The organism is Streptomyces sp. RPT161, assembly GCF_027533845.1.
In the GTDB taxonomy this organism is placed as follows: Bacteria; Actinomycetota; Actinomycetes; order Streptomycetales; family Streptomycetaceae; genus Streptantibioticus_A; species Streptantibioticus_A silvisoli_A.
This window is the reverse complement of sequence record NZ_JAPZVN010000004.1, coordinates 213,178-227,162: the sequence shown is the minus strand read 5'-3', so window position 1 is coordinate 227,162 and position 13,985 is coordinate 213,178. Positions and strand designations below refer to the sequence as shown.

Genomic DNA, 13,985 nt, shown 5'->3' with positions numbered 1-13,985 from the left:
CGGGGCACCGGGGGCTCTACCGTGAGTGGTCGTCCACCACCAGGTCGGTCTCCTCGAAGACCAGCAGCGTCCGGCTGCTCAACACCTCCGGCACCGCCTGGATCTTGGTCAGGACCAGTTCCCGCAGGGTGCGGTTGTCGGCGGTGTGCACCAGCATCAGCACGTCGAAGTCCCCGCTGACCAGGGCGATGTGCGCGACGCCCGGCAGTGTCAGTAGCTGTTCGCGCACGGTGCGCCACGAGTTCTGCACGATCTTGAGCGTGATGTACGCGGACGCGCCCTGGCCCGCCCGCTCATGGTCCACGCGGGCCGCGAAACCGCGGATGATCCCGTCCTCCATCAGCCGGTTGATGCGCGCGTACGCGTTGGCGCGGGAGACGTGCACCCGGTCGGCCACGGAGCGTACCGACGCCCGCCCGTCCTCCTGGAGCAGGCGCAGGATCGCCCGGTCTATGGCGTCCAGAGAACGCGCGGGCCGCTGGAACTCGGCCATCTGTTCAGTCGCCATCCCCCCGGGCCTCCCTACCATGGACGTAATGCCTCCATCAGAGGGTGTGGAGAACCGTTTGTCCACAGGCTGAACGCGACTGTGGCCAAAATGCCGCCGACGACCGAACAATCGGTAGGCGAGTGGAACCCCACTCGCCCTGCGTGGCACTCGCCCTTCGGCGGGTGCGCGGACACCGCCCATGAGGAGGTGCGCAATGGCCCACCTGTCCCCACCGTCGCCGGCCGCCGCCGGTCCCGCGAAGCGCTCCGCGCGGCCCGCCGCGAAGCCGCCGGAGAGCAGCGGTTCCGGCCACACACCGCCGCCCGGCTGGCACGCCCGGATCGACCCGGCACCGCTGCTGCCCGAGCCCGAGCCGTACCGGCTGCTCGGTACCCCCGCGGCCCGGGACCTCGACCCCGCGCTGCTGTGCCGGTTGTACGAGGAACTGGTGCGCGGCCGCCGCTACAACCGGCAGGCCACCGCGCTGACCCAGCAGGGCCGGCTGGCGGTGTACCCGTCGAGCACCGGGCAGGAGGCCTGCCAGGTCGCCGCGGCGCTGGCGCTGCGCCCGCAGGACTGGCTGTTCCCCAGCTACCGGGACACCCTCGCGGTCGTCGCCCGCGGCGTCGACCCGGTGGAGGCGCTGACCCTGCTGCGCGGTGACTGGCACACCGGCTACGACCCGCGGGCCCGGCATGTCGCGCCGCTGTGCACCCCGCTGGCCACCCAGCTGCCGCACGCGGTCGGCCTCGCCCACGCCGCCCGGCTGGCCGGGGACGACACGGTGGCGCTGGCCATGGTCGGCGACGGCGGCACCAGCGAGGGCGACTTCCACGAGGCGCTGAACTTCGCCGCCGTATGGCGGGCACCGGTCGTCTTCCTGATACAGAACAACGGGTTCGCCATCTCTGTACCGCTGGAGAAGCAGACCGCCGCGCCGTCGCTCGCCCACAAGGCGGTCGGCTACGGGATGCCCGGACGCCTGGTGGACGGCAACGACGCCCCGGCGGTGCACCAGGTGCTCACCGAGGCGATCGAGCGGGCCAGGACCGGCGGCGGCCCCACGCTGGTCGAGGCGGTCACCTACCGGATCGACGCGCACACCAACGCCGACGACGCCACCCGGTACCGCGAGGCCGCCGAGGTCGAGGCATGGCGCGCCCACGACCCCATCGACCTGCTGGAGCGCGAGTTGCGCGACCGGAACCTGATCGACGACGCGCGGACCAAGGCTGTGGCGGACGGCGCCGAGGAGTTGGCGGCCCGGCTGCGCGAGGAGATGAACGCTGACCCGGTGCTGGACCCGATGGAGCTGTTCGACCACGTCTACGCCGATCAGACCGCCCAACTCCGTGAACAGGCCGCTCAGTTGCGTGCCGAGCTGGACGCCGAGGAGGACCGATGAGCACCGCCACCGCCCCGGCGGCCGCGCCCGCCGCGCGCAAACCGGCCACCATGGCCCAGGCGTTGCGCCAGGCGCTGCACGACGCCCTGGCGGACGATCCCCGCGTCCATGTGCTGGGCGAGGACGTTGGCACCCTGGGCGGGGTCTTCCGCATCACCGACGGCCTCACCAAGGAGTTCGGCCCCGACCGGGTCACCGACACCCCGCTGGCCGAGGCGGGGATCCTGGGCACCGCCGTCGGGATGGCGATGTACGGGCTGCGGCCGGTCGTGGAGATGCAGTTCGACGCCTTCGCCTATCCGGCGCTTGAGCAACTGATCAGCCATGTCGCCCGGATGCGCAACCGCACCCGCGGCGCGATGCCGCTGCCGATCACCATCCGCGTCCCGTACGGCGGCGGGATCGGCGGCGTGGAGCACCACAGCGACTCCTCGGAGGCGTACTACCTGCACACGCCGGGCCTGCACGTGGTCACTCCGGCGACCGTCGCCGACGCCTACGGGCTGCTGCGCGCCTCGATCGCCTCCGACGACCCGGTGGTCTTCCTGGAGCCCAAGCGGCTCTACTGGTCCAAGGCCGACTGGTCGGCCGACGCGCCGCAGAGCGTGCCCCCGCTGGGCCGCGCCGCGGTGCGCCGCGACGGGCGCTCGGCGACGCTCATCACCTACGGCCCCTCGGTGCCGGTGTGCCTTGAGGCGGCCGAGGCGGGACGGCAGGAGGGCTGGGATCTGGAGGTCGTCGATCTGCGCAGCCTGGTGCCGTTCGACGACGAGACGGTGTGCGCCTCGGTCCGCAGGACGGGCCGGGCGGTGGTGGTCCACGAGTCCAGCGGGTTCGGCGGGGCGGGCGCGGAGATAGCGGCCCGGATCACCGAGCGCTGCTTCCACCACCTGGAGGCCCCGGTGCTGCGCGTCGCGGGCTTCGACATCCCGTACCCGCCGCCGATGCTGGAGCGGTACCACCTGCCCGGTGTCGACCGTGTGCTGGACGCGGTGGCGCGTCTGCAGTGGGAGGTGAACTGATGGCCCAGGTGCTGGAGTTCACCCTGCCCGACCTGGGGGAGGGGCTGACCGAGGCCGAGATCGTACGGTGGCTGGTCGAGGTCGGCGACGTGGTCGCCGTCGACCAGCCGGTGGTCGAGGTCGAGACGGCGAAGGCCATGGTCGAGGTGCCGTGTCCGTACGGTGGCGTGGTCACCGCGCGCTTCGGGGAGCCGGGCGACGAAGTGCCGGTCGGCCAGCCGCTGGTGACGGTCGCGGTGGGCGGTCAGGAGGCGGCTGCCGGTTCCGTTGCGCGGCCCGGCGCCGAGTCCGGTGGCGCCGAACAGGGTTCCGGGAGCGTGCTCGTCGGATACGGGACGGGCGGTGCGGTGCCGCGCCGCCGCCGGGTCCGGCCCGGCGCGGAGCCGAGCACCGTCGTGGAGCGGCCGGTCGTCGAAGGACCGGTGCCCGTGGTCTCCCCGCTGGTCCGCCGACTGGCGCGGGAACACGGCCTGGATCTGCGGACGTTGCGGGGCAGCGGCAAGGACGGCCTGATACTGCGGGCGGACGTGGAACGCGCCATCGCCGAGACACAGCCGGTACCCGCCGCTTTGGCCAACGGCTTCGCGGTACGGGCCGACGCGCCGCAGTCCAGCGGCGCGGAGACCCGGGTTCCGCTGCGTGGACTGCGCGGGGTGGTCGCCGAGAAGCTGTCCCGCAGCCGCCGGGAGATCCCGGACGCCACCACCTGGGTGGATGCCGACGCCACCGAACTGCTGGCGGTGCGGGCCGCGATGAACGCCGCGAGCGGTGCGCCGAAGGTATCGGTGCTGGCGCTGCTGGCCCGCATCTGCACCGCGGCGCTGGCCCGCTACCCCGAGCTGAACGCCACGGTGGACACCGAGCGCAACGAGGTGGTCCGGCTGCCCGCCGTGCACCTCGGGTTCGCCGCGCAGACCGAACGCGGCCTGGTGGTACCGGTGATACGCAACGCCCACACCCGCAACACCGAGGAACTGGCGGCGGAGATCGCCCGCCTCACCGAGGCGGCCCGGGCGGGCACACTCAGCCCGGCCGAACTCACCGGCGGCACCTTCACGCTCAACAACTACGGGGTGTTCGGGGTCGACGGCTCCACGCCGATCATCAACCACCCCGAGGCGGCGATGCTCGGCGTCGGTCGTATAGCGCCCAAACCATGGGTGTTCCAAGGCGAGTTGGCGGTGCGGCAGGTGGTCCAGCTGTCGTTCACCTTCGATCACCGGGTGTGCGACGGAGGGACGTCCGGGGGCTTCCTGCGGTACGTGGCGGACTGCGTCGAGCAGCCCGCGGTGCTGCTGCGCGGGCTTTAGCCCGCGCGGGCCCTGGGGGCGGGTGGCGGTTCTTCCGGCACCGCCGGACTGCGCCGTGGGGGTCGCTCGCCCTCGCGGTGGGATCTCTCCGGGACGAGTCACGGCCCGCGGCCCTGAGCGGGGGCATACTCGCGGGCATGGGGACCGAGAGCGCATTCGACGCCGTCGTGCTCGCCGGAGGGGCCGCGCGGCGGCTCGGCGGGGTGGACAAGGCCGCGTTGCGGGTGGGCGGCACGACGTTGCTGGACCGGGTGCTCGACGCCTGCGCCGGTGCGGGCGGCATGGTCGTGGTCGGCCCGCCCCGGCCCACCGCGCGGCCGGTCCGCTGGACCCGGGAGAGCCCGCCCGGCGGCGGCCCGCTGCCCGCGCTGGCGGCCGGGCTGCGGCACGCTTCGGCCGGGCTGGTCCTGGTCTTCGCCGCCGACCTGCCGTTCCTCACCCCTGCCACGGTCTGCGCACTGCTCGGCGGTGTGTCCGACGACGCCGACGGCGTCGTCCTGACCGATCCAGAGGGCGTCGAGAACCCGCTGGTCGCCGCGTACCGCACGGCGTCGCTGCGCCGCGAACTGGAGCTGCTGGAGCGGGAACGCGGCGCGCTGGCGGGCCTGCCGCTGCGGCTGCTCACCGCCCGGCTGGACCTTCGGCGGATGCCCGACCCCAGCGGCCTGGCCTCCTTCGACTGCGACACCTGGGATGCCCTGAGTACCGCCCGGGCGCGCATCAGGGAGCATGGACACGTGTTGGAGGAATGGATTGCCGCGGCCAAGGCCGAACTCGGCGTCGATCTCGACGTCGACACCACGACCCTGCTCGACCTGGCGCGCGACGCCGCACACGGAGTGGCCCGCCCGGCCGCGCCGCTGACCACCTTCCTGGTCGGATACGCGGCGGGACGCGCGGGCGGCGGTCCCGAGGCGGTGGCGGAGGCCGCCCGCAAGGCCGCGGAGCTGGCCCGGCGTTGGGCCGAGGAGGACACCGAAGGCGGCTCGGGCGGGTCCGGAGCGGGAACGTCCGCCCGATGACCGACTTCGCCGCATCCAGCCGTCCGGCGACCGGGGCGCGGAAGACCGCTCCGGCCGCCCTGCCCTGGCCCGAGGCCCGCCGCGTCGCGACCGGCGCGGGGCGACGCCTGGCGGGGGTGCGGCGGCCGTTGGACGAGGCCCTGGGGGGCGTGCTGGACGGACCGCTGGAGGCGCTGACCGACCTGCCCGCGTTCGACACCTCGGCCATGGACGGCTGGGCGGTCGCCGGAACCGGCCCGTGGCGGGTCGTCGGCGAGGCGCTGGCCGGACAGTGCCCGCACCCCGCACTGCTGGAGGGCCAGGCGGTCCGCATCGCCACCGGAGCAGCGCTCCCGCCGGGGGCGACCGCCGTCATCCGCAGGGAACACGGGTGCGCCACCGATGACCAACTGCGCCCGGGCGTACCGGAATTGCCGGTTCCGGGGCAGGACGTCAGGCCGCGCGGCCAGGAGTGCCGGGCCGGTGACCAGCTGCTGCCGACCGGCGCCGCGGTCACCCCGGCGGTGCTGGGCCTAGCGGCGGCGGCTGGATACGACGAGCTGCGCGTCGTGCCCCGGCCCAGGGTGGAACTGCTGGTGCTGGGCGACGAGTTGCTGGGGCGTGGCCTGCCCCACGACGGCCGGGTCAGGGACGCTCTCGGCCCGCTGCTGCCGCCCTGGCTGCGCCGGCTCGGCGCCGCGGTGGACGGGGTACGGAGACTGGGCGATGACGCGGAGTCGTTGTTCCGGGCTGTTGACGGCAGCGATGCCGACCTGATCGTCACCACCGGGGGCACGGCGTCGGGACCGGTCGACTTCGTGCACCCCGTGCTGCGGCGAACCGGCGCACGGCTGCTGGTGGACGGTGTCGCGGTGCGGCCCGGCCATCCGATGCTGCTGGCCCAACTGCCCGACGGGCGGCCGTTCGTGGGGTTGCCCGGCAATCCGCTGGCCGCGGTCTCCGCCGTGCTGACGCTGGTCGCGCCGGTACTGCGCGCCCTCGGCGGTCGCCCCGAACCGGCCGCGGGCCGCGCCGCGTTGGCCGACAGTGTTCCCGCTCACCCCACGGACACCCGGCTGGTCCCCGTCGCGCTCGACGATCGCGCACGCACGGCCGAGCCGTTGCGCTTCCACGGCCCAGCGATGCTGCGCGGCCTGGCGGCGGCGGACGCGATGGCCGTCATCCCTCCCGGTGGCACGGCCGAGCGGGGTACTGAGGGCGAGGTGCTGGTCCTCGACTGGGAGTAACGCCTAACCACCGGTCTGGGTGATGGTGATGACCCGGTCCGTCAGCTGGAGCGTCTCCGCCTCCGGGTCGTTGAAGCCCAGCAGCCGGTTGCCGCGCACCACCGCCACCACCAAATCGGCACAGGCTCTGGGCGATCGACCCGACTCGGACCTGGTCACGGGGCGTTCCCGCACCTCCAGGCCCTCGCCATGGGTGAGCAGATCCTCCAGGACGGCGCCCACATGCGGGCTCATCATCGACATTCCCAGCAGCCGCCCCGCCGAACTGGAGCTGGTCACCACCACGGTGGCGCCGCTCTGCCGGAGCAGCGGAACGTTTTCCTCCTCTCGGACCGCGGCCGCGATGGTGGCCCGTTTGTTCAGTTGCCGGGCGCTCAGCGTGACCAGTACCGCGGTGTCGTCGCGCTGGGTGGCGACCACCACCCTCGCGGCGCGCGGGAGTTCGGCGCGCAGCAGGGTCTCGGAGCGGGTCGCGTCGCCGAGCACCGCGGTCAGGCCGTCGCTGTTGGCGGCGTCCACCGCCTTCGGTTGCGGGTCGACGGTGACGATCAGGTCCTTGGGTACGCCCTGGCCGAGCAGGGTCCGCGCGGCGTGCCGCCCTTTGGAGCCGTAGCCGACGATGACGGTGTGCTCGCGCATGCGGGATCTCCAACGGCGGATTCGCAGTTGCCGACGGGTACGTTCGGTGAGGACTTCCAGCGTGGTGCCGACCAGGATGATCAGGAACAGCACCCGAAGCGGCGTCACCAGCAGGATGTTCGCCAGCCGGGCCCCAGCGCTGTACGGGACGATGTCGCCGTATCCGGTGGTGGAGAGGGTGACGGTGGCGTAGTAGAAGGCGTCCAGCAGTCCGAGCGGGTGGCCGGCGTTGTCGTGGTAGCCGCCGCGGTCCGCGTAGACGATGAACGCCGTCGCGACCAGGACCACCGCGGCGACCGCCAGTCGGCGGGCCACCTGCCGCAGCGGTGCGACCGTGGCCTCGACGGGCAGCAGCACATGGCCGCCGCCGTCCGGCTCGGGCACCGTGGCGGCATCCGTGCCGCTGCCCGTACGGCTCCGCGGTGACCGCAGCCGGGCGGCCCTGCCGGTCCTCGGTCGATGGTCTGTCATCTCGGGCACCTCGGCGGGTGAGCGGACGTAACGTATCGGTCGTTTGCTGGCAAAAGCCGCGACTTCGCGGGTGTTCCATGGTCGCTGATGCGACGGGACGGGCGGAGTAGCCTCGCGGTCATGTACGCGATCACGATTCCCGAACCCGGCGGTCCCGAGGCCCTGGTGTGGGCCGAGGTCCCCGATCCCGAACCCGGCGAGGGCGAGGTCCTGGTCGATGTGGCGGCCAGCGCGGTCAACCGTGCCGATCTGCTGCAGCGGCAGGGCTTCTACGACCCGCCGCCCGGCGCGCCCCCGTATCCGGGTCTGGAGTGCGCCGGACGAATCTCGGCGCTGGGCCCGGGCGTCTCCGGCTGGTCGGTGGGCGACGAGGTGTGCGCGCTGCTCGCGGGCGGCGGCTACGCCCAGCGGGTGGCCGTACCGGCGGGCCAACTCCTGCCCGTACCCAAGGGCGTTGACCTGGTTCACGCGGCGGCGCTGCCCGAGGTGGCCGCCACGGTGTGGTCCAACGTCTTCATGATCGCCCATCTGCGGCCGGGTGAGACGCTGTTGGCGCACGGCGGTTCGAGCGGTATCGGCACCATGGCGATCCAGCTCGCCAAGGCGGTCGGGGCGCGGGTCGCGGTGACCGCCTCCGGTGGGCGGAAGCTGGAGCGCTGCGCCGAGTTGGGCGCGGACGTGCTGATCGACTACCGCGAGCAGGACTTCGTGTCCGAGGTGCGCGCGGCGACGGACGGTGCGGGCGCGGATGTCATCCTCGACATCATCGGCGCCAAGTACCTGAGCCGCAACGTGGACGCGCTGGCGGTCAACGGCCGGCTCGCCGTCATCGGCCTACAGGGCGGCGCCAAGGCCGAGTTGGACCTCGGCAAGCTGCTGGCCAAGCGGGCCGCGGTGACGGCCACCTCGCTGCGCGGGCGCCCGCTGGCCGAGAAGGCGTCGATCATCGCGGCGGTGCGCGAACACGTCTGGCCGCTCATCGAGAGCGGCCGGGTCAAGCCGATCGTGGACCGCGCCTTCCCCATGCGCGAGGCGGCCGAGGCGCACCGGGTGGTCGAGGCGAGCGAACACGTGGGCAAGGTCGTACTGGTCGCCTGAGCGGGACCTGTGGCGGCGGAGGCGAAACGGCCTCCGCCGCACCGCCCTTGCCCGGGATGCCGGGTTTGTTGCTCTGTGTAACGCTGAAGGCACCGCATGATCAGGCCGTGGAAGGCGGAGGTGCCGTGCCGTGACGCCAGCAGCCCGAGCCCGGTGCGCGCCCCGAAGGGCCGCGGGCCTCGCCGTCGCCACCTCCGCCCTGCTGACGTCGTTCGTGCTGCACGCCCCGCCCGCCGCCGCGCACGGCATGCACCACATACGGCACACCGCCCGCCCGACGGCGCCGCGCGCCGCGCACCGGCCCCCCACCGGCCGCCCCAGGCCCGGCGCCAGGCCGCTCGGGAACCGGAGGGCACAGGGAGCAGGGCACCCGGGCCGCCACACACCGCCCTCCCCCCAACCGGTCAAGCCCCCGCGCCGCGGTCCCGCCGCCGCGTCGCACGCCCCTGTGGCCGCCCGCCAGCCGCGGCCGGACCGCATATCCCGGCCGGCCCACCAGCAGCCCGCCGAGCGGCGGCGGGACGCCGTCGACGCCGCACCGCCCGACCCCTGGCAGGACCTCGACGAGCGCCTGGACGACCAGCGCCCGGACCAGGAGGACCCGCCCCAGGCGGACCAGGCGCGGCCGTATGTCGCCAGGACCATGGCCCCGCCCGCCCTGCCCCTCCCGCCCCCGGCGGCGGCCCGCATGGCGCCCGCCACCCCCAGCGCCTCCCCCACCGGCACCGCCGACCTCATCGCCGCCTCGGGCGTCCGCCGCCCGGTCGGGCCGGTGCTCGACATCCTGCCGCTGGGCATCGGGTTCGCCCTGACCGGGCTCGGGCTCGGTTTCATGGCGCTGCGGCTGCGCCGCGGCTGAAGTTCGGGCGCCGGGGTGGAAAGGTCCCGGGTCCGCGCAGGTTGGATCACGGATGTGCCGGGGCACACCCATGGGTGAACCAGGTGTGCGAGACAATGGCGGCATGGAGATGCCGATGAACGAACGGTCGCAGCAGGACACCCCGCACGTGCTGGTCGTCGGCCCGGACGGAATGGCCCTGGGCGGTGGCCAGAACGGTCAGGAGACCGAGTCCCGCGAGACTCCGGTCACCGAGATGGTCGAGCAGCCCGCGAAGGTCATGCGTATCGGCAGCATGATCAAGCAACTGCTGGAGGAAGTGCGGGCGGCACCTCTGGACGAGGCGAGTCGGCAGCGCCTCAAGGAGATCCACCACAGCTCGATCAGGGAACTGGAGGACGGCCTGGCGCCGGAACTCGTCGAGGAACTGGAGCGGCTCTCGCTCCCGTTCACCGAGGAGAGCGTGCCGAGCGATGCCGAACTGCGCATCGCCCAGGCGCAGTTGGTGGGCTGGCTGGAGGGCCTGTTCCACGGCATCCAGACCACGCTGTTCGCTCAGCAGATGGCGGCACGGGCGCAGCTGGAGCAGATGCGGCGGGCCCTTCCGCCCGGTCTCGTCTCGGGCCACGAGGACGAGGAGGGCGGCCACCCGGGCGCCACCCGCTCCGGCCCGTACCTGTGATCCCGCGGGGATGAAAGGGTCCCGGCACACCTCGGTGTGCCGGGACCTTCGCGTTGGGCGGCTTCAAGCGACGCCGGCGCGATGACCTGCGGGCGCCTCAGCCGCTGCTCTTGCCCGTGGACACGATCAGCGTGATGACGTCCGACTTCGGGTTGAACTCGCTGTACTTGTTCGGGGTTTCGCTCATCACGATGCCCTTGCCCCAGACGTTCTCGTCCTCGTGCTGGAGCTTGTACTTCCAACCCGCCGCGTCCATGCAGGCCTTGACCGAGTCGATGTACTTGAAGGTCAGGTCCGGCATGATGACCTTGCCGCCGCTGTCGGTGAACCCACCGGACGCCTGGGTGCAGGTGCTGGCGTCGACGGTCCGGCTCGGGTCGCCCATCTTGATGTCGCTGCCACCGGTGCCACCGGTGCCGCTCTCGCTGCTGGACGAGTCGCTCTGCTGCGACACCGTGGTGGTGTTGTTGCCCTGCTGCTTGTTCTTGCTGTTCATCGACGCGATCACCGAGACCAGCACCACACCGATCACCGCCGCGACCCCGACGAAGACCAGCAACGGCTTCCAGTTGCCGCCGCTCTTGCGCGGCGCGGGCGGCGGGGTGCGGTACGCGGACGCCGTCGGACGCGTGGCGGGCGGCGGGGTCTGGTAGCCGGCCGGGCTGTACGGCTGCTGCTGGTACTGGTTGGGCGGCGGGGTCGACGGCCCGTAGTTCAGCTGCGGCGCGGGCGCCTGCTGCTGGTACGGCGAGGGCGTCTGGGCGTGCGGATCGCCGGTGACGTTCGGAAAGACCGCGAAGGCGTCGGGCTGCGGGGTGGTGGCGGGCTGGTGGGCCCTGGGTCCCTCGCTGATCACCAGGGGGGTGGCGATGCCCTTGGCGGCCGCGGCGACCCGCTCGCACTCGTCCTGCATCGCGTCGGCGGTAGGGAAACGGTCCGCCGGGTTCTTCCGCAGCGCCCGCGCCACCAGCGCGTCCACCGCGGGCGGCAGCGACTGGTTGATCGACGAGGGGGCGGGCGGCTCCTCCTGTACGTGCTGGTAGGCCACCGACAGCGGGGAGTCGCCGTCGAACGGCAGCCGCCCGGTCAGTAGCTCGAACAGCATGCAGCCGACCGAGTACAGGTCGGACCGCGCGTCAACACCGCGACCCAGCGCCTGTTCAGGAGAGAGGTACTGAGGGGTGCCGACCACCATGCCGGTCTGTGTCATGGACGTGACGCCGGACTGCAGCGCCCGGGCGATGCCGAAGTCCATCACCTTGACCACGCCGCGTTTGGTCAGCATGACGTTGCCCGGCTTGATGTCCCGGTGCACCAGGCCCATCTCGTGGCTGACCGCGAGCGCGGCCAGTACATCACCGGTGATCTTGAGCGCCTTGTCGGTCGGCATCGCGCCGTGCTGCGCCATGTCCTCGTCGAGGATCTGCCGCAGCGGCTTGCCGTCCACCAGCTCCATCACGATGTACGGGACGGAGCGGCCGTCGATCTCGTCCTCACCGGAGTCGAAGACCGAGACGATGTTGGTGTGGTTGAGCTTGGCGACGGACTGCGCCTCCCGGCGGAAGCGCTCGCGGAAGGACGCCTCACGGCCGAGTTCGCTGTGCAGGGTCTTGATCGCGACCGGACGTTCCAGCACAGTGTCGTAGCCGAAGTGGACGGACGCCATCCCACCCTCGCCGAGCAGGCCGCGCAACTCGTACCGGCCGCCACCGACCGTAGTGCCCGAGAAGTCGCCCCGTGCGTCCCCGCTCATGTAACCGCTTCCCCCTCGGCGCACGCGAGCCGCACGCACAAGACACCGATCTTCATCCTGCTTGATCCTGCCCGCCAAGTCTGCCGAAGTCGGTTAACGCGTCAAGCTGCTTGACCGATCCGTCACCGGATGCCCGGGAAACCGTTCCCGAACTGTGAACAACGTGTTCGCCGCCGCTGTGAGCAGACTGTGCGCAATACGGTTTGCGCAGGTGAGGGCGGTACGGACGGGCTTGTCCCGAGTGACGCGTCCCATGGTTCACCGGGAAGGCGGTAGCGTTCATCTTCGGACCACGTAGGTCCACCCGAGTATGCAGCACCTGTACGAGGCGATGAGCGACGGCGAGGACTGATGGACCAGACGCAGCCCTCGGGCGACCCCGAGGAGTCCTCGGCCCTCGGCGCCGAGGCGTACGACACACCGGAGCTGTGGGGCGCGAACGGGTTCATGGGTGACGGCCGGTACCGGCTCACCCGACGCCTGGGACGCGGCGGCATGGCCGAGGTCTTCGCGGCCGAGGACGTGCGGCTGGGCCGTACGGTGGCGGTGAAGCTGCTCCGCAGCGACCTCGCGGAGGACCCGGTCTCCAAGGCCCGGTTCACCCGGGAGGCACAGTCGGTCGCCGGGCTCAACCACCACGCCGTCGTCGCGGTGTACGACTCCGGCGAGGACCGGGTCGGCAACAACGTTGTCCCGTACATCGTCATGGAGCTGTGCGAGGGCCGCACCATCCGCGACCTGCTGATCAACTCCGAGGCGCCACCGGTCGACCAGGCGTTGATCATCGTCTCCGGGGTGCTCGAAGCGCTCGCCTACAGCCACCAGCACGGCATCGTGCACCGTGACATCAAGCCCGCGAACGTGATCATCACCCACACGGGCGCGGTCAAGGTGATGGACTTCGGCATCGCCCGGGCGCTGCACGGCGCCTCCACCACCATGACCCAGACCGGCATGGTCATGGGCACCCCGCAGTACCTCTCGCCCGAACAGGCGCTGGGCAAGGCCGTCGACCACCGCTCGGACCTGTACGCGACCGGCTGCCTGCTCTACGAGCTGCTGACGCTGCGCCCGCCGTTCACCGGCGAGACCCCGCTGTCGGTGGTCTACCAGCACGTCCAGGACGACCCGCGGATCCCCTCGGACGTCAACGACCGGGTGCCGCCCGAGCTGGACGGCATGGTGCTGCGGGCGCTCGCCAAGAACCCCGACGACCGCTTCCAGAGCGCCGAGGAGATGCACGGGCTGGTGCAGTACGCCCTGCGCATGCTCCATGAGCAGGGCGGCTGGACCGGCGCCTGGGACACCGGCTACGTCGACCACTCGGCCTCCTCGGCGCCCGCCGCCGGAGCCGCGGCCACCACCGTGATGCCGCACGCGCAGGCGGGGCACACCGCCGAGCTCGGTCCGCCGCTGCTGATGGGCCCGCCCGGTGGCGGCGGCACCGGCGACTACGGCGGCCACGGCAACGGCGGCCGGGACGGCCGCAACGGCGGCGGCCACCGTGGCCGCAACACGGTGCTGCTGGTGCTTGCCGCCATCCTGGCGATCAGCCTGGGCGTGTTCATCGCGGTCAGCGCCAGCCACCAGGGCAACAAGGGCGGCACGACCAACGACCGCAGCCCCGCGCCGAGCACGTCGCAGAGCGTCAGCCCGAGCGACTCGCCCAGCGACAGCACTTCGCCGAGCGACTCGCCCAGCGTGGACACCAGCAGCGGGCAGGGCGGCGACAACACGACGGGCGAGCCGAGCTATCCGACGCACAGCCGTCAGCCCAGCTCGGAGCCTCCGTCCTCGCCGCCGCCCTCCTCGCCGCCGCCGTCCTCGCCGGGAACGTCCGATGGCGGCGCGAACGCCGGCACCTCGCAGGGCGGCACCAACAGCGGTACGACGAGTGGCTCCGGCGGCAAGGGCGGCACGACCAGCGGCACCAGCTCCGGCACCACGCAGGGCTCAACGGACGGTCAGTCCAGCGGTACCCAGGGCAGCGCCCAGGGCGCCATCCAGGGCACCATCGGCTGAGCCCCGC

At 72.5% G+C, this 13,985-nt stretch carries 12 protein-coding genes; 9 read left to right on the top strand and 3 right to left on the bottom strand.

The window, feature by feature from the left end; translation table 11 throughout:
* Positions 1 to 16 precede the first annotated feature (16 nt).
* Positions 17 to 508, bottom strand: a complete 492-nt coding sequence (locus O5O46_RS12040) for an Lrp/AsnC family transcriptional regulator (RefSeq protein WP_269855346.1) — start codon at positions 506 to 508, stop codon at positions 17 to 19.
* A gap of 196 nt (positions 509 to 704) precedes the next feature.
* Between O5O46_RS12040 and pdhA the strand changes: the two genes are divergently transcribed.
* The 5 genes from pdhA (at position 705) to O5O46_RS12015 (ending at position 6,475) form a co-directional block, all read left to right on the top strand.
* Positions 705 to 1,895, top strand: coding sequence for a pyruvate dehydrogenase (acetyl-transferring) E1 component subunit alpha (gene pdhA, locus O5O46_RS12035; RefSeq protein WP_269855345.1), 1,191 nt, complete (start codon positions 705 to 707; stop codon positions 1,893 to 1,895).
* On the top strand, positions 1,892 to 2,917 hold the full coding sequence (locus O5O46_RS12030) for an alpha-ketoacid dehydrogenase subunit beta (protein WP_269855344.1): 1,026 nt from the start codon (positions 1,892 to 1,894) through the stop codon (positions 2,915 to 2,917). The genes pdhA and O5O46_RS12030 overlap by 4 nt, the downstream gene beginning before the upstream one ends.
* The gene (locus tag O5O46_RS12025; RefSeq protein ID WP_269855343.1) at positions 2,917 to 4,227 is read left to right on the top strand and encodes a dihydrolipoamide acetyltransferase family protein; all 1,311 of its coding nucleotides are present in this window, start codon (positions 2,917 to 2,919) and stop codon (positions 4,225 to 4,227) included. Before O5O46_RS12030 ends, O5O46_RS12025 begins: the two co-directional genes overlap by 1 nt.
* Before the next feature lie 137 nt (positions 4,228 to 4,364).
* A complete protein-coding gene (locus tag O5O46_RS12020) occupies positions 4,365 to 5,249 on the top strand; it encodes an NTP transferase domain-containing protein (protein WP_269855342.1) in 885 nt (294 codons plus the stop codon).
* The gene (locus O5O46_RS12015) at positions 5,186 to 6,475 is read left to right on the top strand and encodes a molybdopterin molybdotransferase MoeA (RefSeq protein WP_269855341.1); all 1,290 of its coding nucleotides are present in this window, start codon (positions 5,186 to 5,188) and stop codon (positions 6,473 to 6,475) included. Before O5O46_RS12020 ends, O5O46_RS12015 begins: the two co-directional genes overlap by 64 nt.
* Before the next feature lie 3 nt (positions 6,476 to 6,478).
* Here O5O46_RS12015 and O5O46_RS12010 read toward each other — a convergent pair whose 3' ends face one another.
* A complete protein-coding gene (locus tag O5O46_RS12010) occupies positions 6,479 to 7,585 on the bottom strand; it encodes a potassium channel family protein (RefSeq protein WP_269855340.1) in 1,107 nt (368 codons plus the stop codon).
* 120 nt (positions 7,586 to 7,705) lie between these two features.
* Here O5O46_RS12010 and O5O46_RS12005 point away from each other — a divergent pair, with 120 nt between their 5' ends.
* From O5O46_RS12005 to O5O46_RS11995, 3 genes are all read left to right on the top strand, one after another.
* Positions 7,706 to 8,683: an NAD(P)H-quinone oxidoreductase gene (locus tag O5O46_RS12005; RefSeq protein ID WP_269855339.1), complete on the top strand. Its 978-nt coding sequence runs from the start codon at positions 7,706 to 7,708 to the stop codon at positions 8,681 to 8,683.
* A 130-nt stretch (positions 8,684 to 8,813) separates the two neighbouring features.
* Positions 8,814 to 9,542, top strand: coding sequence for a hypothetical protein (locus tag O5O46_RS12000; protein ID WP_269855338.1), 729 nt, complete (start codon positions 8,814 to 8,816; stop codon positions 9,540 to 9,542).
* A 103-nt stretch (positions 9,543 to 9,645) separates the two neighbouring features.
* Entirely contained in the window at positions 9,646 to 10,203 is a 558-nt protein-coding gene (locus O5O46_RS11995) for a bacterial proteasome activator family protein (RefSeq protein ID WP_269855337.1), read from the top strand.
* A 97-nt stretch (positions 10,204 to 10,300) separates the two neighbouring features.
* Here O5O46_RS11995 and O5O46_RS11990 read toward each other — a convergent pair whose 3' ends face one another.
* Entirely contained in the window at positions 10,301 to 11,956 is a 1,656-nt protein-coding gene (locus tag O5O46_RS11990; protein ID WP_269855336.1) for a Stk1 family PASTA domain-containing Ser/Thr kinase, read from the bottom strand.
* Between the two features lie 351 nt (positions 11,957 to 12,307).
* Between O5O46_RS11990 and O5O46_RS11985 the strand changes: the two genes are divergently transcribed.
* The gene (locus tag O5O46_RS11985; protein ID WP_269855335.1) at positions 12,308 to 13,978 is read left to right on the top strand and encodes a protein kinase domain-containing protein; all 1,671 of its coding nucleotides are present in this window, start codon (positions 12,308 to 12,310) and stop codon (positions 13,976 to 13,978) included.
* The last annotated feature ends 7 nt before the right edge of the window (positions 13,979 to 13,985 follow it).

Bases quoted from the DNA above. Each gene is read 5' to 3' on its own strand.
- O5O46_RS11995 (WP_269855337.1), top strand. From the start codon at position 9,646: ATGGAGATGCCGATGAACGAACGGTCGCAGCAGGACACCCCGCACGTG.
- pdhA (WP_269855345.1), top strand. From the start codon at position 705: ATGGCCCACCTGTCCCCACCGTCGCCGGCCGCCGCCGGTCCCGCGAAG.
- O5O46_RS12010 (WP_269855340.1), bottom strand. From the start codon at position 7,585: ATGACAGACCATCGACCGAGGACCGGCAGGGCCGCCCGGCTGCGGTCA.
- O5O46_RS12025 (WP_269855343.1), top strand. From the start codon at position 2,917: ATGGCCCAGGTGCTGGAGTTCACCCTGCCCGACCTGGGGGAGGGGCTG.
- O5O46_RS12005 (WP_269855339.1), top strand. From the start codon at position 7,706: ATGTACGCGATCACGATTCCCGAACCCGGCGGTCCCGAGGCCCTGGTG.
- O5O46_RS12020 (WP_269855342.1), top strand. From the start codon at position 4,365: ATGGGGACCGAGAGCGCATTCGACGCCGTCGTGCTCGCCGGAGGGGCC.
- O5O46_RS12030 (WP_269855344.1), top strand. From the start codon at position 1,892: ATGAGCACCGCCACCGCCCCGGCGGCCGCGCCCGCCGCGCGCAAACCG.
- O5O46_RS12040 (WP_269855346.1), bottom strand. From the start codon at position 508: ATGGCGACTGAACAGATGGCCGAGTTCCAGCGGCCCGCGCGTTCTCTG.
- O5O46_RS11985 (WP_269855335.1), top strand. From the start codon at position 12,308: ATGGACCAGACGCAGCCCTCGGGCGACCCCGAGGAGTCCTCGGCCCTC.
- O5O46_RS11990 (WP_269855336.1), bottom strand. From the start codon at position 11,956: ATGAGCGGGGACGCACGGGGCGACTTCTCGGGCACTACGGTCGGTGGC.